The 19,007-nt window shown below is 70.9% G+C and carries 22 protein-coding genes and 2 pseudogenes; 17 read left to right on the forward strand and 7 right to left on the reverse strand.

The features are described from left to right. Positions 1 to 83: 83 nt before the first annotated feature. Together M6G65_RS20820 and murA are read left to right on the forward strand one after the other, a co-directional pair. Entirely contained in the window at positions 84 to 275 is a 192-nt protein-coding gene (locus M6G65_RS20820; RefSeq protein ID WP_238196307.1) for a hypothetical protein, read from the forward strand. 84 nt (positions 276 to 359) lie between these two features. Then, entirely contained in the window at positions 360 to 1,649 is a 1,290-nt protein-coding gene (gene murA / locus M6G65_RS20825; RefSeq protein ID WP_238196306.1) for a UDP-N-acetylglucosamine 1-carboxyvinyltransferase, read from the forward strand. Between the two features lie 148 nt (positions 1,650 to 1,797). Here the strand turns inward: murA and M6G65_RS20830 are convergent, their stop codons facing one another. Beyond that, entirely contained in the window at positions 1,798 to 2,190 is a 393-nt protein-coding gene (locus M6G65_RS20830) for a hypothetical protein (RefSeq protein ID WP_238196305.1), read from the reverse strand. A 187-nt stretch (positions 2,191 to 2,377) separates the two neighbouring features. Here M6G65_RS20830 and M6G65_RS20835 point away from each other — a divergent pair, with 187 nt between their 5' ends. The 5 genes from M6G65_RS20835 (at position 2,378) to M6G65_RS20855 (ending at position 5,780) form a co-directional block, all read left to right on the forward strand. Beyond that, a complete protein-coding gene (locus M6G65_RS20835) occupies positions 2,378 to 2,827 on the forward strand; it encodes a DUF2948 family protein (protein ID WP_238196331.1) in 450 nt (149 codons plus the stop codon). Between the two features lie 20 nt (positions 2,828 to 2,847). Then, positions 2,848 to 4,143 (forward strand): histidinol dehydrogenase, encoded by a 1,296-nt coding sequence (hisD, locus tag M6G65_RS20840; protein ID WP_250102826.1) that lies wholly within the window; start codon positions 2,848 to 2,850, stop codon positions 4,141 to 4,143. Between the two features lie 10 nt (positions 4,144 to 4,153). Beyond that, positions 4,154 to 4,636 carry a UPF0262 family protein gene (locus M6G65_RS20845; RefSeq protein WP_007567961.1) on the forward strand — a complete coding sequence of 161 codons (483 nt, stop codon included), beginning with the start codon at positions 4,154 to 4,156 and terminating at the stop codon, positions 4,634 to 4,636. A 23-nt stretch (positions 4,637 to 4,659) separates the two neighbouring features. Beyond that, the gene (locus M6G65_RS20850; RefSeq protein WP_250102827.1) at positions 4,660 to 5,130 is read left to right on the forward strand and encodes an arsenate-mycothiol transferase ArsC; all 471 of its coding nucleotides are present in this window, start codon (positions 4,660 to 4,662) and stop codon (positions 5,128 to 5,130) included. A gap of 206 nt (positions 5,131 to 5,336) precedes the next feature. Continuing rightward, positions 5,337 to 5,780 (forward strand): hypothetical protein, encoded by a 444-nt coding sequence (locus M6G65_RS20855; RefSeq protein WP_238196303.1) that lies wholly within the window; start codon positions 5,337 to 5,339, stop codon positions 5,778 to 5,780. Between the two features lie 66 nt (positions 5,781 to 5,846). Here the strand turns inward: M6G65_RS20855 and M6G65_RS20860 are convergent. The 4 genes and pseudogenes from M6G65_RS20860 to M6G65_RS20875 all read right to left on the reverse strand — a co-directional run. Beyond that, positions 5,847 to 6,326: pseudogene (locus M6G65_RS20860) on the reverse strand (methyl-accepting chemotaxis protein); the annotation flags it as partial. Further along, positions 6,296 to 6,583: a hypothetical protein gene (locus M6G65_RS20865; protein WP_250102828.1), complete on the reverse strand. Its 288-nt coding sequence runs from the start codon at positions 6,581 to 6,583 to the stop codon at positions 6,296 to 6,298. The gene M6G65_RS20865 and the pseudogene M6G65_RS20860, both read right to left, overlap by 31 nt. A 104-nt stretch (positions 6,584 to 6,687) precedes the next feature. Next, on the reverse strand, positions 6,688 to 7,011 hold the full coding sequence (locus M6G65_RS20870; RefSeq protein ID WP_192711517.1) for a hypothetical protein: 324 nt from the start codon (positions 7,009 to 7,011) through the stop codon (positions 6,688 to 6,690). Between the two features lie 91 nt (positions 7,012 to 7,102). After that, complete coding sequence (locus tag M6G65_RS20875; RefSeq protein WP_238196302.1) at positions 7,103 to 7,789, reverse strand: transglutaminase-like cysteine peptidase; 687 nt, start codon at positions 7,787 to 7,789, stop codon at positions 7,103 to 7,105. Between the two features lie 252 nt (positions 7,790 to 8,041). On the opposite strand from M6G65_RS20875, the gene M6G65_RS20880 reads away from it, so the two are divergent. The 5 genes and pseudogenes from M6G65_RS20880 to M6G65_RS20900 all read left to right on the forward strand — a co-directional run bounded on the left by M6G65_RS20880 (position 8,042) and on the right by M6G65_RS20900 (position 13,836). Beyond that, positions 8,042 to 8,626: a c-type cytochrome, methanol metabolism-related gene (locus M6G65_RS20880; RefSeq protein WP_238196301.1), complete on the forward strand. Its 585-nt coding sequence runs from the start codon at positions 8,042 to 8,044 to the stop codon at positions 8,624 to 8,626. A 155-nt stretch (positions 8,627 to 8,781) separates the two neighbouring features. Next, complete coding sequence (locus M6G65_RS20885) at positions 8,782 to 10,002, forward strand: FIST signal transduction protein (RefSeq protein ID WP_238196300.1); 1,221 nt, start codon at positions 8,782 to 8,784, stop codon at positions 10,000 to 10,002. Continuing rightward, positions 9,999 to 11,345, forward strand: a complete 1,347-nt coding sequence (locus tag M6G65_RS20890) for an ATP-binding response regulator (protein WP_250102829.1) — start codon at positions 9,999 to 10,001, stop codon at positions 11,343 to 11,345. The genes M6G65_RS20885 and M6G65_RS20890 overlap by 4 nt, the downstream gene beginning before the upstream one ends. 207 nt (positions 11,346 to 11,552) lie before the next feature. Next, positions 11,553 to 12,956, forward strand: a complete 1,404-nt coding sequence (locus tag M6G65_RS20895; RefSeq protein WP_238196298.1) for an MFS transporter — start codon at positions 11,553 to 11,555, stop codon at positions 12,954 to 12,956. Positions 12,957 to 13,039: 83 nt separating this feature from the next. Next, a pseudogene (locus M6G65_RS20900) lies at positions 13,040 to 13,836 on the forward strand (SDR family NAD(P)-dependent oxidoreductase). A 366-nt stretch (positions 13,837 to 14,202) separates the two neighbouring features. On the opposite strand, the gene M6G65_RS20905 reads toward M6G65_RS20900, so the two are convergent. After that, the gene (locus M6G65_RS20905) at positions 14,203 to 14,562 is read right to left on the reverse strand and encodes an SWIB/MDM2 domain-containing protein (RefSeq protein ID WP_192709947.1); all 360 of its coding nucleotides are present in this window, start codon (positions 14,560 to 14,562) and stop codon (positions 14,203 to 14,205) included. A gap of 243 nt (positions 14,563 to 14,805) precedes the next feature. On the opposite strand from M6G65_RS20905, the gene M6G65_RS33525 reads away from it, so the two are divergent. The 3 genes from M6G65_RS33525 to M6G65_RS20915 all read left to right on the forward strand — a co-directional run bounded on the left by M6G65_RS33525 (position 14,806) and on the right by M6G65_RS20915 (position 16,056). Then, complete coding sequence (locus M6G65_RS33525; protein ID WP_283214847.1) at positions 14,806 to 14,928, forward strand: hypothetical protein; 123 nt, start codon at positions 14,806 to 14,808, stop codon at positions 14,926 to 14,928. A 59-nt stretch (positions 14,929 to 14,987) separates the two neighbouring features. Then, on the forward strand, positions 14,988 to 15,473 hold the full coding sequence (locus M6G65_RS20910; RefSeq protein ID WP_238196296.1) for a DUF2721 domain-containing protein: 486 nt from the start codon (positions 14,988 to 14,990) through the stop codon (positions 15,471 to 15,473). Positions 15,474 to 15,621: 148 nt separating this feature from the next. Beyond that, a complete protein-coding gene (locus M6G65_RS20915; RefSeq protein ID WP_238196330.1) occupies positions 15,622 to 16,056 on the forward strand; it encodes a PRC-barrel domain-containing protein in 435 nt (144 codons plus the stop codon). Between the two features lie 31 nt (positions 16,057 to 16,087). On the opposite strand, the gene M6G65_RS20920 is transcribed toward M6G65_RS20915, so the two are convergent. Continuing rightward, positions 16,088 to 16,495 (reverse strand): hypothetical protein, encoded by a 408-nt coding sequence (locus tag M6G65_RS20920; RefSeq protein ID WP_192709945.1) that lies wholly within the window; start codon positions 16,493 to 16,495, stop codon positions 16,088 to 16,090. Between the two features lie 327 nt (positions 16,496 to 16,822). Between M6G65_RS20920 and M6G65_RS20925 the strand changes: the two genes are divergently transcribed. Further along, a complete protein-coding gene (locus tag M6G65_RS20925; protein WP_238196329.1) occupies positions 16,823 to 17,557 on the forward strand; it encodes a PRC-barrel domain-containing protein in 735 nt (244 codons plus the stop codon). Between the two features lie 49 nt (positions 17,558 to 17,606). Beyond that, complete coding sequence (locus M6G65_RS20930; protein WP_430929505.1) at positions 17,607 to 18,923, forward strand: MFS transporter; 1,317 nt, start codon at positions 17,607 to 17,609, stop codon at positions 18,921 to 18,923. The last annotated feature ends 84 nt before the right edge of the window (positions 18,924 to 19,007 follow it).

The following is a 19,007-nucleotide window of genomic DNA, read 5'->3' on the forward strand; positions in this document are numbered from 1 at the left end:
TAACAGCCCATGGCACCAACCGCAGATCGCTCATCCGGCCGGGATGTGCCCGCCCCAACCTTGCGGCGACCAAGGGTCGCGCCATGACGGACTCGAAGACCGACCCGAAGGTCGAGCGCGCGGAACGGCTCAAGGCAGCGCTTCGCCAGAACCTGCGCCGCCGCAAGGCCCAGGGCCGCGGCCGGGCGGAGGCGAGTCCGGCTCCGGATGCGGACCAGTCCTGCGCGCGCGAGCCTGACGGAAGCGGTCCTGATTCCGACAAATCCGGTCTATAGGGCACGGCTAAGCCTGGGCGCTTCCGCGCCCGCGAGCAGTACGGCCAGCCGCGCGCCAGTGGGTGCGCCGCCCGAGGACACACGATGGACCGCATCCACATCACCGGCGGCGTGCCGCTTAACGGCATCATCCCGATCTCGGGCGCCAAGAATGCGGCGCTGCCGCTGATGATCGCCAGCCTGCTCACCGGCGAGACGCTGGAGCTGATCAACGTGCCGCGGCTCGCCGACATCGCCGCGTTGACGCGGATCCTTGGCAACCACGGTGTGGACCACATGGTCGTCGGCAAGCGGCCCGGCCAGACCACCGAGACCGGCCAGACCGTCCGGCTCACCGCCTCGAACGTCATCGACACCACCGCGCCCTACGAGTTGGTCTCGACCATGCGGGCGAGCTTCTGGGTGATCGCGCCGCTGCTCGCCCGCTTCGGCGAGGCCAAGGTGTCGCTGCCCGGCGGCTGCGCCATCGGCACGCGGCCCGTGGACCTGCTGATCATGGCCCTGGAGAGGCTCGGCGCCGAGATCGAGATCGATGCCGGATACGTGGTCGCCCGGACGAAGAACGGCCTGCGCGGGGCCGAGATCGACTTCCCGAAGGTCACGGTCGGCGGCACCCACGTGGCGCTGATGGCGGCCTCGCTCGCCTACGGCACCACGGTGATCGAGAACGCCGCCCGCGAGCCGGAAGTGGTCGATCTCGCCGAGTGCCTGAACAAGATGGGCGCCAAGATCCGCGGCGCGGGAACCCCGCGCATCGAGATCGAGGGCGTGGCCCGGCTCGGCGGCGCCCGCCACGAGGTGCTACCCGACCGGATCGAGACCGGCACCTACGCGATGGCCGTGGCCATGGCCGGGGGCGACGTGGTCCTGAAGGACACGCGGGCCGACCTGCTGCACTCCGCGCTCGACGTCCTGTCGACCACCGGGGCCGAGATCAGTCAGGTCGAGGGCGGGATCCGGGTGCGCCGCAACGGCGCCGGCATCGCGGCGGTCGACATCACCACCGACCCGTTCCCGGGCTTCCCCACCGACCTGCAGGCGCAGTTCATGGCGCTGATGACGCTGGCCAAGGGCCAGTCGCACATCCGCGAGACGATCTTCGAGAACCGGTTCATGCACGTGCAGGAGCTGGCCCGCCTCGGCGCGAAGATCCGGCTCGAGGGCGACCTCGCGATCGTCGAGGGCGTGGAGCGGCTGAAGGGCGCGCCCGTGATGGCCACCGACCTGCGCGCCTCGGTCTCCCTGGTCATCGCGGGCCTCGCCGCCGAGGGCGAGACCCAGATCAACCGGGTCTACCATCTCGACCGCGGCTTCGAGGCGCTGGAGGCCAAGCTCGGCCGCTGCGGGGCGCAGATCGAGCGCGTGCGGGCCTGAGCCCAGGGACGCGGCCGACCGGCCGTCCTCGCGATCAGGGCTGCGCGACGCCTCTCGACGTCGCGCGCCCCTGGTGTCCCACGTCGCTACCCGCGTGATGACGGAGCGAAGCCCGTCCACCGCAGGTGTCTTTCGGCAAGCCCGCCCGTCAGTCGCCGATCTGCCCGCGCTTGTAGCCGAAGCCCGGGATCTCGCAGCCGCACAGCGCATTGGGCGGCCCTGGCGCCGTCACGCAGGTTCCGCGGGCGGTCACGCAGACGCTGTCGCGCCACAGCGGCCGCTCGTCGCGATAGCGCCCGCGATAGCGCGGCCCGTCGTCATCCGGCGGAGGTGGAGGCGGGCGCCGCGGCCAGTCATACGCGTCGTCCGGAGGCGGCGGCCGGCGACCCCACCGCGGCGGAGGCTCGTCGAACCGGTCCGGGTCGGGACGGCCGAACACGTAGGGCCGCGCGTCCGGGCCGACCTGCGCCGCGGCAGGACCTCCGGCCGTCATCCCCAGCGTCAGCACGATCAGCCCCGCCTGCGTGATGCGCTTGCCCATCCCCGATCCTGCCTCGGCACGTTGGAGAGGCAATGTTACGCGGCCGCGCTGGGCCGAACCTGGGCTGGATCCGGATCGCCAAGCGGCTCAGGCCGTTGCCCGAACGGGAGCGTGCCGCTACCTACGCCCTGCCGCGGGCCGCTCCCGTCTGATCCGATCCGAGATGACGTTTCCCGAGGACAACTTCATGGAGCTGCTCAGGCTCGCCGCCCTCGACGCCGAGGACCTGACCGTGATCTCCGCGCACCTCCAGGACGCGATCCTGCGCCCGGAGGATCTGACCTATCTGGCCGGCGAGCACCGGTTCCTGATGGTCGCGCGGCGCTTCGACTGGACGCCGAACGCCCCGCCGAGACGGCGCCTCGCCGGTGTCCATTTCGAGCGCGTGCTCACCGTGAAGACGCGTGGCCTGACACCCGGCGACGCGACGCCGATGAGCCTGCTGGCCCTGACCTTCACGCCCACGAACGCCCCCTCGGGCCACGTCGATCTGGTCTTCTCCGGCGGTGCGGCGGTGCGGCTGGAGGTCGAATGCATCGAGGTCCGGATGAAGGATCTGGGCCCGGTCTGGGAAGCGGCGACCCGTCCCGGCCATGACATCGACACGCGGGATACGGCCTCCGGCACGGCGGCCTGACGAGAGACAGAAGGCATCCGATGGTCCGGCTCGACAGCAGCGATCCGCAATTCACCGCCGATTTCGCGCGCCTGCTCACGGTCAAGCGGGAGATCGCCGAGGACGTGGACGAGGCCGTGCGCGGCATCATCGGGGATGTCGTCGCCCGGGGCGACACGGCCCTGGTCGAATTCACGCGGCGGTTCGACCGGCTCGGCGCGGGGTTTTCCGCGGAGAACCTCCGGGTCACCGACGCGGAGATCACCGCGGCGGTCGCCGCCTGTCCGGCCGAATCCCTGGACGCCCTGCGCCTCGCCGCCGAGCGGATCGAGAGCTTCCACCGGGCGCAGCGTCCGACGGACCACCGCGCCACGGATGCCCTCGGGGTCACCGCCGGCTGGCGCTGGACGGCCCTGGAATCGGTCGGCCTCTACGTGCCGGGGGGAACGGCGAGCTACCCGTCCTCCGTGCTGATGAACGCGCTCCCGGCCCGGGTCGCCGGCGTGCCGCGCCTCGTCATGGTGGTGCCGACCCCGGACGGCCAGATGAACCCGCTGGTCCTGGCCGCCGCGCAGCTCGCGGGCGTGCACGAGGTCTACCGGGTCGGCGGCGCCCAGGCGGTGGCGGCGCTGGCCTACGGCACCGCGACCATCGCGCCGGTCGCCAAGATCGTCGGGCCCGGCAACGCCTGGGTGGCGGCGGCCAAGCGCCGTGTCTTCGGCCAGGTCGGCATCGACATGATCGCCGGCCCGTCCGAGGTGCTGATCCTGGCCGACGGCCACGCCAACCCGGACTGGATCGCCGCCGACCTGCTGGCCCAGGCCGAGCACGACGTGGCCGCGCAGGCGATCCTGATCACCGACAGCGCCGAACTCGCCGGCGCCGTCGAGGCCGCCGTCGAGAGCGCGCTGACCACCCTGCCCCGCCAGGAGATCGCCCGGGCGAGCTGGCGCGATTATGGCGCGATCATCCGGGTCCGGGCCTTCGGCGAGGCCGTGCCGCTGGTGGACCGCCTCGCCCCGGAGCACCTGGAGATCGAGACGCAGGATGCCGAGGCGCTCGCCGCCAAGGTGCGCAATGCCGGTGCGATCTTCCTCGGATCGCACACACCGGAAGCGATCGGCGACTATGTCGGCGGCCCCAACCACGTCCTGCCGACGGCCCGCTCGGCCCGGTTCTCCTCCGGGCTCGGAGTCCTCGACTTCATGAAGCGGACCACGATTCTCGCCTGCACGCCGGAGAGCTTGCGGGCGCTCGGCCCGGCAGCGATAAACCTCGGCCGGTCGGAGGGCCTTGAGGGGCATGCCCGCTCCGTCGCGATCCGGCTGAACCTGTGAGGTTTTGGGGATGGCGGAGAAGCAGCGCGGGCCGAACCGCCTCGCGAAGGTGAGCCTGGACGAGGCGTCGATCGCCCGCGGCAACCCGGATCAGGAGCATGAGCGGGCGATCGCGCTGTTCGACATCCTGGAGGACAATTCCTTCACCATCCCCGGCCGGGAGGGCCCCTACGCGCTGACGCTCGGCCTCGTCGAGAACAAGCTGTCCTTCGCGATCAGCACGGTGGACGGCGAGCCGGTGATGACGCACCTCCTGTCGCTGACGCCGTTCCGGCGGGTGATCCGCGACTACGAGATGATCTGCGAGAGCTACTACAACGCGATCCGCACCGCCTCGCCGTCGCAGATCGAGGCGATCGACATGGGTCGGCGGGGCCTGCACAACGAGGCGTCCGAGACGCTCAAGCAGCGCCTCGACGGCAAGGTCGACCTCGACCACGATACGGCACGCCGCCTGTTCACCCTGATCTTCGCCCTGCACTGGAAGGGCTAGGGTGCCGTTCGGCCCTGCGCGCGATGGCTGAGCCCCTCCCCGAGACCACACCGAAGAAGCAGCGGGTCCAGTCCGTCCTGTTCATGTGCAACTACAACGCCGTGCGCTCGGTGGCGGCGGAGGCGATCGCGCGCGCCTATTTCGGCAAGTCGACCTACGTGCAGTCGGCGGGTGTGCGCTCCGGCGAGCCCACGGACCCGTTCATGATCGCCGCCCTCGGCGAGATCGGGATCGACGCGAGCCGGCATCGCCCGCGCACCATCGAGGAGTTGGAGGATTGGGAGGGTCTGAACTTCGACCTGATCATCACCCTCGCCCCGGAGGCGCATCACCGCGCCCTCGCCCTGACGCACACGCTCGCCGCCGATGTCGAGTATTGGCCGACTCCGGACCCGACGCTGGTGCAGGACGCCTCCCGCGAGCAGCGCCTCGACGCCTATCGGGATGTCCGCGACGGGCTCACCCGGCGGATCAAGGCCCGGTTGAAGCCGTAGCGGGACGGGATCGCGGCACGCGGCCGGGACGAAGCCCGTATCTCAACCCGAGCAATGCCCCGCCCACCGGGACAGGCCGAGAGCACGGCCTCGCAAAGCGCGGTCGACTTTGTCACGCGTTCAGATTTCGATCGTGCAGGACAAGTGATCGACGGCGGCCATCATGATGTAAAGTTCCTTCGCGGCTCGATCCGGGGGAGAACATCATGAATAAAATGATCCTGCTCGTTGCGATTGCCACGAATTACGCCGGACTGACACACCAAAGCCTGGCGCAATGGCGTCCTACGGGCGGACTACTTGACGTCACACTGACGAATCAATGCGGGATGACGGGCGGAGAAGTCGCGTCCGCGAGGCCGGACGGCATCTTCTACTGTCCGTCGCGGGCCGCCGCCGTCGATGCCCAGGTCGCCGATGCCAGTCATTTCTATTTCGTCCAGGCATACGGATCGCTCGCCATCCACACCACATCCAAGAAGCTGGCCGATTGCTGGGCCGCCCACGCGCTCGCGACGACGCCGAATGGCCCGCATTACGTCAAGCAGTGGATCAAGCACTGGCGGATCTACGGGACTCCGGACCTGATCTACGGCGCACGCGAACAGCGGATCTCGAACGTACGCAGCTGTTGTGCGTGCGGGGCGTAGGCCGGAACGCGGCCGGCCGCCCCGGCGAGGCCTGCATCGGCGCCGGGATGACGCAGGCGGAACCGCTCAAGCCGCCCGAACGGTGACGAGGAATACAACCATCTCGGTCTTGAACGCGTCGGCGTGCTGCGACAGGTCCGAGGCGGCTGCAAGCACGTGCGCCGTCGCGGTGCCGGTCTGCGCGGCAGCCTGCGCTACGGTCGTGATCGTGACGGTGACCGCGCGGGTGCCTGCCGTCGCGTCCGCAACATGGCCGACGGTGTCCCGCGTTTCGGTGCCCTGCCCCTCTACCGAAACGGCCACGGATTCCGCCAGCCCGGCGATCTCACGGATCCGGCCCAGGATTGCGCTGATTGCACCGACCGCATCGCCGGTGACACGCTGGATCCGGCCGATCTGCCCGGCGATATCCTTCGTCGCCGCCGTCGTCTGCCCGGCGAGCGCCTTTACCTCGGCGGCCACCACCGCAAAGCCGCGCCCGGCGGCGCCGGCACGAGCCGCCTCGATCGTGGCGCTCAGCGCCAGCAGGTTCGTCTGCTCGGCGAGCGCAGGATCAGCCGGACCACGCTGCCGATCGCTTCCGCCACCTCGTGCAGCTCCGTCACCGGGGCGGCGGTCTGGTCGGCCTCGTCGACGGCCAGCCGGGCGATGTCGGATGAGGCGCCGACCCGGCGGCGGATCTCCTGAATCGAGCCGTCGAGTTCCTCGGTCGCGGCCACGACCGTGGAGACGTTGGCCTCGGCCTGCCTAGCGGCGGCGACCCAATTGGAGTCCCGAGCTGTCCCCTGGGCCGTATCGGCCATCTGCCGCGCGGTCGCCTGAAGCGCAGCGGCAGGGTTTCGGCTCGCCCGGCCGGGGGGGCATCGCGCGACGAACACGGTCCCCGCCCCATCACCGGGTCGGCAACCTATCCGCGGCCGCCGATCAACCAGGCGCGGAAGCGGCTGGCAAGCATTGGCCGGGCGCGAACCACGTCGTCGTCGGCGAGGAGCGGCGAGCCCGCCAGGGCCGACAGATACGCGTCCTCGGTGTCCCGACAGGCCCGAAAGGCCGCGTCGGCGGCCAGTTCCCGCTCGGTGAGCACGGCCTGGATCTCGAAGTTGCGGTTGAGGCAGTCGCGCCAGAGGTCGTGCCGCATCGCGGCGTCGCCGCTCGCCCGTGCCGTACCGCAGCCGACGACCAGCAGCGCCGCGAGAGACAGGACCGGCGACAGGTGGCGGGCTGGCAGCATCGATCAGGCACTCCGTCCCCGGACAGAATGCCCCCGACAGGGTTAGCAACCGGTTAAGATATCGGCTCGGAGCCGGGCGGCCTGAGACCCCTCAACGATTGGCGGTTGTGACGGGGGAGGTGACGCCGCCGAGCGACACCCAGGAAACGGCGTCCTGGCTCTCGCGCTTGATGAACACGTAGCCGGTCCGGTGCCAGGGCAGGATCGCGTTGGTCTTGTTGTCCAAGACGAGGTCGCCCCGGTCGGTGACCAGCGTCAGCACCGCGTGGCCCTCGCCCTTCTCGTCGATCACCACAGTCATGCGCATCGCCCGCCGCGGCAGGCCCGCCTCGGCCAGCATGTGGCGCTTGAGCAGCTGGAAGTCCTCGCAATCGCCGATGCCGTCCTCGGCGAGGTCCCAGCGGTCGGCCACGTGCAGGTGGTCCTGGTCGGTCATCGGCTCGACCGCCTTGTTCACCCGACGGTTCACCGACACGATCGTCGCCCAGGTCGCCGGCGTCAGGCTGATCCGCGACGGCTCGGTCCGGTCCACCGCGCATTCAGCGGCGTAGGACTGGCAGAACGTCACCCACGCGGCGATCGGACGGGCATCGCCCTGCACCTTGGCACCGGCCTCGGACGGCAGGCTCGCCAGCGTCTGGGCCGCCGCCGGGAACGCGAGCCCGGCCAGGCCGAGGATCGAGAGGGCGAGGCCGACGGCCGCGCGGCGAGGGCCGGAGAGCCGACGCGATGCGGAGCCGGAGACCAGTCCCTGCACCTTGGAAACCGCGAACCGCATCGCCGTGACCCAACCGTTAAGCTCTCGTTAACGAAAGCTCTCACGCCGGCGGGCCGGCGGCAATCCGCCGATTAACAAAAGGTTAATGCTGTGCGCAACGCGGATAATGCAGGACAGCCACATCGTTGTGATCGCGGGTTCGCCGCCTGCGCGAAAACGTGAATGAGCACCGAGACCTTCCTGATCGGCGAACGTCGTTATCCCCGCGCCGCACCCCCGAGAAACAGCCTGTGGGCGGCAGGAGGAACTCTCATGCGGTGCGCAGCAAGCAGGGTTGCCGGGTTCGTCCTGGCCGGACTCGCAGCAGGTGCTCTCGGTCCGGCCGCGGCCTTCGCGGCCCCGACCACGCCGCCCGCAGCGTCCGGCGGGACGAGCGCCGCGGACCTGAAGAGCGACGGTCCGACACAGCCGGCCAAGGTCCAGGACGGCCAGTACACCGACAAGAACGGCGATCCGACCTACCACGTCACCGACAGCGGCAAGAAAGTCGACTGGTACACGATGTCCGGCTACCTCCGGTACAACGCCAATTGCATCGTCTGCCACGGGCCGGACGGGATGGGCTCGACCTACGCGCCGTCGCTGGTCGATGCCCTCAAGGGCATGGACTACGCGCACTTCGCCGGGATCATCGTCGGCGGCAAGAAGGACGTGAACGCCTCGCAGGAGCTGGTCATGCCGGCCTTCGGGGATAATCGGAACGTCATGTGCTACATGCCCGACATCTACACGTATCTGCGTGCCCGCTCCGACGGCGCGCTGGGCCGCAACCGTCCACCCGAGCACGAGCCCAAGCCGGCGGCCTTCGAGAAGGCCGAGGATGCCTGCATGAAGTGAGGGTCCGACTGGACCTGACGGGGCGGTCCTGACGGACTGAACCTGAGCGCGCATCGAGCCGCAAAGTTGCGCGGTTCGGTTGCGCACGACATACTCCCCGCAAGACGCTGAAGAGCGGGCGCCAAGCTCGCCGAGGGGGTCGCAGGGGGTGGAACGTGGCTCAGGGATCGGGGGTTCGCCGCCATCTGTGCGGCATCTGGACGGCCTGGACGGAGGCGGCCTCGGCCACCGACGCGGTCGGGGACGTGGCCCGGGCCGTCGGCGATTCCGCCCTGTCGCAGATCGTGGTGTTCTTCTCCGCCGACTACGATGCCGAGATCCTGGCGCGCGAGCTGGAGACCCGGTTTCCCGGCGTTCCGGTGGCCGGCTGCTCGATGTCGGGCGGCATCGCGCCGGCCGGCGGCCTCGACCGCGGCCTCGTCGCCATTGCGTTTCCGGCCGAACGCTTCCGCATCGTCTCGACGGTGCTGGATGCCATCGACCATCTCGACGTCGAGCGGACCGCGTCCGCGGTCCGCGCGCTGCGCCGGACGCTCGATCCGTCGGAGCGCTGCCGCGAGGGTGACCCGGCCGCGGCCGGGCGGCGCTTCGCGCTCTCGCTGATCGACGGCCTCACCAATGCCGAGGAGACCGTGGTCTCGGCCATCGCCTGGGCGCTCGACGGGATCCCGATCGTCGGCGGCTCGGCCGGCGACGACCTGCGCTTCCGGGACGCGGTCCTGCTCCACGGCGGCAAGATCCACCGCAAGGCGGCGGTCCTGGTGCTGGTCGAGACGGATTTCTCGGTGGAGATCTTCAAGAGCGACAATTTCGAGCCGACGCGGACCAAGTTCGTGGTCACGGCGTCGGACGGCGAGCGGCGCACCGTGCACGAGCTGAACGCCGAGCCGGCGGCGCGCGAATACGCGATGGCGATCGGCCTCGACCCCGAGGGCCTGTCGCCGATGAGCTTCGCCGCCTACCCGCTCGCCGTGAAGGTCGGGGGCGAGTATTTCTGCCGCTCGATCCGCCGGATGAACGAGGACGGCTCGCTAAGCTTCTTCTGCGCGGTCGACGAAGGCGTCGTGCTGACGCTGGCCGAGCCGCGCGACATCGTCGCCTCGACGCGGGCGGAGCTCTCCCGGCTCGATGCGGCGCTCGGCGGCGTCGACCTGATCATCGGCTTCGAATGCGTGCTGCGCCGCCTCGACGCCGAGAGCCGGCAGGTGCGCCACGGCATCACCGACCTCTACCGCCGCTACAACGTCGTCGGCTTCGAGACCTTCGGCGAGCAGTACCGGGCGATGCACCTGAACCAGACCTTCACGGGCATCGCCATCGGCAAGAGCCTGGCCGTGGCGGAACCCGGCGACGCCCTGCACCCGGTGGCCTCGTGACCGTCCATGCCGGCGGGCTCGAGACCGACGCGTCCCTGCACCGGCGGATCGAGAAGCTCGAGCGCATCAACGCCGCGCTGATGTCCCATGTCGAGCGGACCATGGACCAGCGGGGCAGCGCCTACTCGCTGTTCCAGACCGCCATCATGCTGGAAGGCCGGGTCCGCACCCGGACCGAGGAGCTCACCGGGCTGATGCATCGGCTGGAGCGCTCCAACGCGGCGCTGGGCGCCGCCAAGGAGGAGGCCGAGACCGCGAACCGGTCCAAGACCCGCTTCCTGGCGGCGGCGAGCCACGACCTGCTGCAGCCCGTGAACGCCGCCCGCCTGTCGATCTCGGCGTTGGCCGACCTCGACGTGCCGCCGGAGGCGCGCACCATCGCCGGCCAGGTGGAGCGCGGGCTCCAGACGATCGAGGACCTGATCAAGACGCTCCTGGACATCTCCAAGCTCGATGCCGGCATCGTCCGGCCGCAGCTGCAGCCGGTGTTCCTGCCCGACCTGCTGGCGGAGCTGGCGGAGAGCTTCAAACCGTTCGCGGAGCGCAAGGGCCTGCGGCTCTCGGTGCGCTGCCCGGACCTGACCGTCACCAGCGACGTGGTCCTGCTGCAGCGCATCCTTCAGAACCTGGTCTCGAACGCGGTCCGGTACACGAGCGCGGGCGGCATCGTCCTGGCCGCGCGGCGGCGCGCCGGCGGCGTCCGGGTGGAGGTGACCGATACCGGCTGCGGGATCAGCGCCGAGGAACGCGACCTCGTCTTCGACGAGTTCTTCCGCGGCGGCGCGCGCACCGCCACCGGGGAGGAGCCGGGGCTGGGCCTCGGCCTGTCGATCGTCCGGCGCATGGCCCAGGCGCTGGACCATCCGCTCAGCCTCGCCTCCCGGCCCGGCCACGGCACCCGCGTCGCGCTGTCCCTGCCCCTGAGCGCCGTCCCGGCCGCCGCCGCGCCGCCCGCTCCCGTGGCGACCCGGCTGTCGGGGGCGCATGTCGTGGTGGTCGAGAACGACGCCTCCACAGCCGACGCCCTCGCGCGCCTGCTCCACAACTGGGACGCGCGGGTCTCGACCTTCCGCGATCTCGCCGGCATCCGCGCGGCCGTCGCGGCCGGGGCGCCGCCGCCGGACATCCTCGTGCTCGATTACCACCTCGGCGACGGCGCCTGCGGGCTCGACGTCGCCGCCTACCTCCAGGCCGGGCGCACCGATCCGCTCCCGGTCATCGTGACGACCGCGGATCATACCGAGGACGTCGAGGCGCGGGTCGCGGCGGCGGGGGCCGAGCTGGTGCGCAAGCCGATCAAGCCGGCGCAGCTCCGTTCGCTGCTGACCTACATGCTCGCCTGAGCGGCGACCCGGGCCGCGCACGGACGCGCCGATCGGCCGCCCGAGGCGAACAAACCCGCCCGCGCCGTGACATACAACACACGGCGCCCCTCGACGGGCCGACGGCGCTGCGCGACAGGAAGCCAGTCTTCGTGGCGCGACCGCGCCCGGATTTTCCCAACGATCGACGTCACGGCCGTCCGGGACGCCGCAGGAGCGCGCGCGATCATGGCGCAGGTCCCGCCCGGTTCAGGCGCCGCCGCACAGGGCAGCAGCACCGACGGCCTGCCGCCGCGGGAGCGCGTCCTCGCCATGGCGGCGGTCGGGCTCGCCATGACCATGGCGGTGCTCGACGGCGCCATCGTCAACGTCGCCCTGCCGGTCATGGCCAAGGACCTCGCGGTCAAGCCGGCCGATGCGATCTTCGTCGTCAACGCCTACCAGATCGCCGTCACCGCGAGCCTGCTGCCGCTGGCCTCCCTCGGCGACATCTTCGGCTTCCGGAAGGTCTACCTGCCAGGCCTCGCGATCTTCGTGGCCGCGTCGCTGGCCTGCGCGGTCGCGCCGAGCCTGCCGCTGCTGATCGCGGCCCGGATCGTCCAGGGTCTCGGCGCCGCGGCGATCATGAGCGTCAATATCGGCTTCGTGCGCTTCATCTACCCGCACCGGATGATCGGCCAGGGCGTCGCCAACGTCGCGCTGGTCGTGGCCGTGGCCTCGGCCGCGGGCCCGACCGTGGCGGCCGCGATCCTGTCGGTGGCGACCTGGCCCTGGCTGTTCCTGGTCAACATTCCGGTCGGCCTGCTGGCGCTGGCGGTGGCCTCGCGCACCCTGCCGGTGACGCCGGCGAGCGGGCGGCCCTTCGACCGCGTGAGCGCGATCCTCAACGCGCTGACCTTCGGCCTCCTGATCATCGGCATCGACGGCCTCGGGGACCCGGAGGGCCAGCGGATCGCCGTCGCGGAACTGGTGGGCGCCCTCGTGATCGGTGCGGTGTTCGTGCGGCGCCAGATCCGGCTGCCCGCACCGCTCCTGCCGGTCGACCTCCTGCGGATCCCCGCCTTCGCCCTGTCGATGGCGACCTCGGTGGCCTCGTTCTGCGCCCAGATGGTCTCCTACGTGGCGCTGCCCTTCTACTTCCAGGACGTGCTGCACCTCTCCAGCACCCAGACCGGCTTCCTGCTGACCCCCTGGCCGATCGCGGTCGCCGCGATGGCGCCGGTCTCGGGGCGGCTCGCCGACCGCTACCCGCCCGGGATCCTCGGCGGGATCGGGCTGGCCATGATGGCCGCCGGCCTCGTCTGCATGACGCTGCTGCCCGCCGCGCCCGCCACCCTCGACATCGTCTGGCGCCTCACCCTGTGCGGCCTCGGATTCGGCCTGTTCCAGTCGCCGAACAACAAGGTGATCGTGACCTCGGCCCCCCGCGAGCGGGCGGGCGGGGCGAGCGGGATGCAATCGACCGCGCGCCTCACCGGCCAGTCGCTCGGCGCCGCCCTCGTGGCGGTGATCTTCGGCCTGACCCACGGGCTCGGGGCCGATCGGGCCGTGACCCTCTCCCTGTCCTGCGCGGTGGCGCTCGCCGTGATCGGCGGTTGCGCCAGCGTCCTGCGGCGGAGCCGGAGCGGCTAGACGGCTCCGGCATGCCACCGACCGGGCGGGCCTGCGTTGACGCCCAAGTTCAGTCGCTCGATCGTCACGTACTGGAGAATCCCATGGATCTCGATCTCACTGGCCGGAAGGCCCTCGTCACCGGCTCGACCGCCGGTATCGGCTACGCCATCGCCAAGGAGCTGTGCGACCTCGGCGCCGAGGTCGGCATCAACGGCCGCACGCCCGAGCGGGTCGAGGCGGCCCTCGCCAGGTTGCGGGGCGAGGCGAGAGCCGGCCGCGCCTTCGCGGCGGTGGGCGACGTGTCGACCGACGCGGGCGTCGCCGCGCTGGTGCGGGATCTGCCGGCCGTCGACATCCTGGTCAACAACACCGGGATCTTCGAGCCGAAGCCGTTCTTCGAGATCCCCGACGCGGACTGGCAGCGCTTCTTCGACGTCAACGTGATGAGCGGCGTGCGTCTCTCACGAGCCTACGCGCCGGCATGGCGGAGCGGGGCTGGGGCCGGGTGATCTTCATCTCCAGCGAGTCCGGCATCAACACGCCGACCGAGATGGTCCATTACGGGATGACCAAGACGGCGCAACTCGCGGTCTCGCGCGGCCTCGCCCAGACGGTCGCGGGCAGCGGCGTCACCGTGAACAGCGTCCTGCCCGGCCCGACGCTCTCGGAGGGCGTCGCGGAATTCATGACGCAGATGGCCGGCGGACAGGCCGATGCTGACCTCGAGGCCATGGGCCGCAAGTTCGTCGCCGAGCATCGCCCCACCTCGCTGATCCAGCGCCTCGCGCGCGTGGAGGAGGTCGCCAACCTCGTCGCCTATCTCTGCAGCCCGGCGGCGAGCGCCACGACCGGCGCCGCCCTGCGGGTGGATGGTGGTGTCCTCCAGGGCCTCGCCTAACGCCGCTTCGGATCACGGGACAGGCGTGACGGGCCGCAGCTCCTGTGCGGGCGACAGAAGGCGCATCGCGCGACCGTCCTCGGCCGCTCGCGCAATCCGCTTCGCTGTATGAAGGCGTCGCAGCCGCTTTTAACCTCGTCATTCCGGGGCGCCGCAGGCGAGCCCGGAATCCAGACCCGCTGACGCGCCAGGATCTTGCACCGACAGCGGGTCTGGATTCCGGGCTCCGCTGCGCGGCCCCGGAATGACGGCGGCTCACCGTTCGCTGGGCATCCTCGTGACGGGCGGCTGCCGCACGCAAATGAAGCGACGAAACTCCTAGAGCCGTCGGCCCGGTGAAGGGCCGGGCTTGGCTCTAGGGTAAGATCAGGCCTTCAGGTGCGCCGCGAGATGCTTGTTCATCTCGAACATCGAGCACTTGTCCTTGCCGAAGACCTTCTTGAGCTTGTCGTCGGCGACGATCTCGCGCTTGTTCTCGGGGTTCTGAAGGTTGTTCTTCTTGATGTAATCCCAAACCTTGCTGACCACCTCGCCGCGCGGCAGCGGGCTGGTGCCGACGATGGCGCCGAGCTCGGCCGAAGGCTTCAGCGGCTGCTGCAGGGCATTCGGCTTGGTGCTGGCGGACTTGGTCGCAGCGGGCTTCGCAGCTTTGGCCGGAGCGGCCTTCTCTGCAGTCTTGGTGGTCTTGGCTGCCTTCGGCGCAGCCTTCTCGGTCTTTGTGGCCATAAACTTCCTCCGGTTCTCGGGCCGCAGGCCGGGGCATGATCGCCCCACGGCCGAGCCAGCATAGCAGCAACTAAGCGGTGCCGCTGCCGTTCCAAGGGGAAATCGCCTTCGCGCCCCCCTCATCCACAAGGCAGGCGCCAGAATCCACGCCGGAGCGGCCGGATTGGCGCGAGCGGGAAGATTATTCACCGGATTCGCGCCGGTGAAACCTGCTCTTAATGATCCTTCCGCTGAAGTACAGTCATGATCGCCCCCGCCCTCACACTCGCGCTGCTGCTCGCCACCGGGCTGATCACTGGTCTCGGGCTCAGCATCCGGGCCGAACCGGCCGCTTCCGGCATGGAGCCGGGTCGCGGCCTCATCTGAGCTGAGCGCGGCGCATCGCTGTTGCGGCCCGGGCCTGCCCGGTGCATCTGCCGGCCGGCATGACTGATCCGACCGCACTCACGGCCCTGGAAAGCACCGCGCACATCGTTCAGGTGGCGCTGAGCCCCGTCTTTCTCCTGTCCGGCATCGCGACGCTGCTGAACGTCTTCGGTGCCCGGCTCGCCCGGGTGGCGGATCAGGCCGACCGCGTCTCCGGCCTGCTCGCCGGTGCGGGCGAGGCGGAGCGCATCCTTCTGGGCCGGCGCCTCGACCGCCTGCACCAGCGTTCGCTCGCCCTCGACGCCGCGGTGTTCCTGGCCGCCCTCGGCGGCGTGGCCACCTGCGGCTCGGTGCTGACGCTGTTCGTCGGAGCGCTGCGCGACAACACGGTGGCGACCCTGCTGTTCGGCCTTTTCGGTGCGGCGATCCTGTGCACGCTGTGCGCCCTCATCGCCTTCGGCTTCGAGATGCTCCTGGCGAGCCGCTCGGTTCGCGACCGGATCAACCAGCGGCGGGCGAGCGCCGGCCTGCCGGCCGATCTCTGAGCACGCCTCAGGCCGAGCTGGAACGCACGTCTAGCCGCGCCGCAACCGTGCACGGCGCGGGGCGCACGGAACCCGTCCGCATCGACCCGCTTGGTCCGCAGGGATTACCGGATGCGGCCCCTGCCGCGTCGACGAACCGGGAGTGACCATGCCGACGGACCTGCCCAAAGAACGCGCCGTGCGGAAGCCGGGCACGCTGGAACTCGATCCCGCTGGCGAGGGCATCGCCATCGACGAGACCAGCCGGCTGATCGGCTCCAACAAGGTCGAGGGCACGGCCGTCTATGACCGGACCGGCCGCCATCTCGGCGCCGTCCACAATTTCATGGTGGATAAGATTACCGGGCAGGTCGCCTACGCGGTGCTGGCCTTCGGCGGCTTCCTGGGGCTCGGGGAGAACCACCATCCCCTGCCGTGGAAGGCGCTGACCTACAGCACCGAACTCGGGGGCTACGTGGTCGATATCGACCCGGGCGTCCTCGCCGGGGCGCCGAGCCACGGGCCGGGTGAGGACGGCTTCGCGGATCCGGCCTATGGCGGCCGGATCGAGGATTACTACGGACGGCGTGCGCCGACCGCCTGAGCGGTCGGGCGGCCCGCGCCGCGCCGCGCGCTCAGAACTTCCCACCGAGGCCGACGCTGCCGCCGGGCGACAGCATCGGACCCATCGAGCCGCTGCCGCCGCTGCCGCCGACCGCGGCGTTGCCGCCGTCGAGATCCTCGCGCCGGATCCGGCGCTCGCCGTTATCGGCGCTGCGGGTCGAGGCTCCGGCGCTCTTCGGGATCGCGAGCTGCTTCGTCGGCGCGGTCTGTAGCGGCTGGCCGTCGGCGTCGACCGCGGCGTTCCGCGGCTCGCGGTTCGGCAGCGATCCCCGCAGGGACGGCGGGAGCCCGACCTCCGTGGCCGGCATCACGCCGCCACCGCCACCGAGCGCCTGGCAACCTGCCACGAGGCCGGCCAGGGCAACGCCGAGCGCGAGGCCGCGCGCAGCGGCGCGTCGCGACGAGGGGAGGGTCGACATCGTGCAGTCCTCGCAAGGGGCCGCGGTGCTGTCCACGGCTCGCATGAGCTCTCGCATGAGCTTGTGCGCGGGTTTCTACGCCGGGGATGCGGCGAAAACCAGACAGTAACGTCTCCGACTGGCGGCCGCCTTCCGCAACGGTCCGATCCTTGCGGCCCGCCCGGCGTGATCCATAACTTCGCCCAGGTCCTGCGGCACGAGAGCCCATCGCGGGTGGGGTCCGGCCGGCGGCGGACCTCGAACCGGCCGATACGGTCGCGGTTGCGCCGGCGTGCCGGCTGGGCCCGACCCTTCCTCAGAGGACGAAGCGTGTTCAGAACCAACCGGATGATCGCGGTCGTGACGCTTGCCCTCTGGGCATCGGGGGCCGCGGCGCAGGTCCAGTCCAGCGGCAGCGAGGGCGCATCCGGTCAAGCTCCGCCCTCGGCCCCCGCGGCGAATCCGGCCTCGGGCACGACCGCCGCGCCGGCCCCCGCGGCACCGCCCGCCCCGACCCCGCCGGGACCTCCCCCGGCTTCCCCGCCGCAGGCCCAGCAGCAGCAGGGCACGCCGGCCACGGTCCTCGACACCCAGGATTACGAGAGCCTGCTCGGTCGCAGCGTGCGCAGCGCCGGCGGCGACGAGCTGGGCCGGGTCATCGACATCATCATCGACAAGGACGGGCATCCGCGCGCCGCGATCATCGATTTCGGCGGCTTCCTCGGCGTCGGCACCCGCAAGATCGCGGTGGATTGGCGCGCCCTGCGCTTCGCCGCGGATGGCGGCAAGGAACGCAAGCTGTCCGTCGCGCTGACCCGCAACCAGGTCCGCGTGTCGCCCGAATACAAGGCCGGGGAGCCGATCGTGGTGCTCGGCCCCGCCAGCCCGGCGGCGCCCGGAAGCGAGGGCGAGCAGGCGGCCACCGCGGCCGCGCCCGCCGCGCAGCCTGCACCGGCCGCGGTCGCTCCGCCCGCCACACCGGCGGCCACTCCGGCCAGCCCTGCGGCAGCGCCCCCGCCCGCGCCCACGGGCGCCGCCCCGACCACGGCCGCCAGCCCGCCGGAGAAGGCGCCGGACAAGTGACGGTGGCCCGATTGAAGGTTCGAACCGCCGCCTCCCCCGCGAGCGCGAGGTGTCCCGGCAAGATATCCGCTCCCGCCCCCTCCGCCTGAAGGATCAGGCGGCCGAGAGCGCGCGCGAGCCGATGCCGATGACCGAGGCGCATCCTGCCGGGCGCACGATCGCGCCGGCGAGCCGCTACGGGCTCGATGGCTTCGCGTTCTTCGTCGCCAATCTGCAGACCGGCTTCGGGCCGTTCCTGGCGGTCTACTTCTCGCAGGCCAAGTGGACGCAATCCGACATCGGCTTCGCGCTGACCGTCGGCAGCCTCGTCGCCCTGCTCGGCCAGGTGCCGGGCGGCGCCTTCGCCGACGTGGTGCGCTCGAAGCGCTTCGCCGCCGCCGTGGCGGTGATCGGCATCGCGGGCAGCGCCTTCGCTCTCGCGGTCTGGCCGAGCTTCCTGGTGGTGCTGCTGGCGATGGCGGTCCATTCGGGGGCGAGCTGCGTCCTCACGCCGGCCATCGCGGCGATCAGCATCGGCCTGGTCGGGCGCGCCCATGCGGGCGAGCGCCTCGGCCGGAACGCGAGCTTCGCGGCTTTGGGCAACGCCCTCGGCGCGGCCGGGATGGGCGCGATCGGCTACTACCTGTCGAACGGCGCCGTGTTCTACCTGACGGCCGCGCTCGGGATCCCGGCGATCATCGCCCTGTCGCGCATCCGCGCCCAGGACATCGATCCGAGCGTGTTCAAGGAGCCGGCCGCGCCGCAGCAGGCGCCGCGCCCGTCCGGACAGGACGGCATCCGCTCCCTGCTGACCAACCGCGGGCTGCTGTGCTTCTCGGCCTGCATGGTGCTGTTCTTCCTCGCCAACGCCGCGATGCTGCCGCTCGTGGGCAGCGTCCTGACCCTGCGGGCGAGCGAGACCGCGACCGCGCTGATCGCCGCCTGCATCATGATCCCGCAGGCGGTCCTGGCGGTCAGCGCCCCGGCGGTCGGCCGGGCGGCCGAGCGATTCGGGCGCTATCCGGTGCTGCTCCTCGGCTTCGGTGCGCTGCCCGTCCGCGGCCTGCTGCTCGCCTACACGACCAATCCGTACGGCCTCGTCGCCATCCAGGTGCTCGACGGGGTCTCGGCCTCGGTCCTCGGCGTGATGGTGCCGCTCATCGTCTCGGATCTCACCCGCGGCACCGGGCGTTTCAACCTCGCCCTCGGCGCCGTCGGAACCGCCATGGGCATCGGCGCCGCCCTCTCGACCTCGCTCGCCGGGATCATGGCCGACCATCTCGGCAGCCACAGCGCCTTCCTGGGGCTGGCCTGCATGGGATTTGCGGCCTTCATGCTGGTGGCGCTGATCATGCCCGAGACGCGCCAGACCGATCCCGCCGCCTGAGCGGCCACGGCATCGGTTTCGCTTGCGTATGTCTGAACCGCTCAAGCGGCGTTCAGGTTAGAGCGATAAAAGCGCGCGATACAA

Source organism: Methylobacterium tardum (assembly GCF_023546765.1).
Taxonomy (GTDB): domain Bacteria; phylum Pseudomonadota; class Alphaproteobacteria; order Rhizobiales; family Beijerinckiaceae; genus Methylobacterium; species Methylobacterium tardum.

What these genes read in the sequence shown, in the direction of transcription:
- M6G65_RS20925 (WP_238196329.1), top strand. Translation starts at nt 16,823, where the DNA reads ATGATCGCGGTCGTGACGCTTGCCCTCTGGGCATCGGGGGCCGCGGCG.
- M6G65_RS20845 (WP_007567961.1), top strand. Translation starts at nt 4,154, where the DNA reads ATGGCGGAGAAGCAGCGCGGGCCGAACCGCCTCGCGAAGGTGAGCCTG.
- hisD (WP_250102826.1), top strand. Translation starts at nt 2,848, where the DNA reads ATGGTCCGGCTCGACAGCAGCGATCCGCAATTCACCGCCGATTTCGCG.
- M6G65_RS20855 (WP_238196303.1), top strand. Translation starts at nt 5,337, where the DNA reads ATGAATAAAATGATCCTGCTCGTTGCGATTGCCACGAATTACGCCGGA.
- M6G65_RS20865 (WP_250102828.1), bottom strand. Translation starts at nt 6,583, where the DNA reads ATGGCCGATACGGCCCAGGGGACAGCTCGGGACTCCAATTGGGTCGCC.
- M6G65_RS20820 (WP_238196307.1), top strand. Translation starts at nt 84, where the DNA reads ATGACGGACTCGAAGACCGACCCGAAGGTCGAGCGCGCGGAACGGCTC.
- M6G65_RS20830 (WP_238196305.1), bottom strand. Translation starts at nt 2,190, where the DNA reads ATGGGCAAGCGCATCACGCAGGCGGGGCTGATCGTGCTGACGCTGGGG.
- M6G65_RS20835 (WP_238196331.1), top strand. Translation starts at nt 2,378, where the DNA reads ATGGAGCTGCTCAGGCTCGCCGCCCTCGACGCCGAGGACCTGACCGTG.
- M6G65_RS20915 (WP_238196330.1), top strand. Translation starts at nt 15,622, where the DNA reads ATGCCGACGGACCTGCCCAAAGAACGCGCCGTGCGGAAGCCGGGCACG.
- M6G65_RS20910 (WP_238196296.1), top strand. Translation starts at nt 14,988, where the DNA reads ATGACTGATCCGACCGCACTCACGGCCCTGGAAAGCACCGCGCACATC.
- M6G65_RS20850 (WP_250102827.1), top strand. Translation starts at nt 4,660, where the DNA reads ATGGCTGAGCCCCTCCCCGAGACCACACCGAAGAAGCAGCGGGTCCAG.
- M6G65_RS20895 (WP_238196298.1), top strand. Translation starts at nt 11,553, where the DNA reads ATGGCGCAGGTCCCGCCCGGTTCAGGCGCCGCCGCACAGGGCAGCAGC.
- murA (WP_238196306.1), top strand. Translation starts at nt 360, where the DNA reads ATGGACCGCATCCACATCACCGGCGGCGTGCCGCTTAACGGCATCATC.
- M6G65_RS20870 (WP_192711517.1), bottom strand. Translation starts at nt 7,011, where the DNA reads ATGCTGCCAGCCCGCCACCTGTCGCCGGTCCTGTCTCTCGCGGCGCTG.
- M6G65_RS20875 (WP_238196302.1), bottom strand. Translation starts at nt 7,789, where the DNA reads ATGCGGTTCGCGGTTTCCAAGGTGCAGGGACTGGTCTCCGGCTCCGCA.
- M6G65_RS20880 (WP_238196301.1), top strand. Translation starts at nt 8,042, where the DNA reads ATGCGGTGCGCAGCAAGCAGGGTTGCCGGGTTCGTCCTGGCCGGACTC.
- M6G65_RS20905 (WP_192709947.1), bottom strand. Translation starts at nt 14,562, where the DNA reads ATGGCCACAAAGACCGAGAAGGCTGCGCCGAAGGCAGCCAAGACCACC.
- M6G65_RS33525 (WP_283214847.1), top strand. Translation starts at nt 14,806, where the DNA reads ATGATCGCCCCCGCCCTCACACTCGCGCTGCTGCTCGCCACCGGGCTG.
- M6G65_RS20920 (WP_192709945.1), bottom strand. Translation starts at nt 16,495, where the DNA reads ATGTCGACCCTCCCCTCGTCGCGACGCGCCGCTGCGCGCGGCCTCGCG.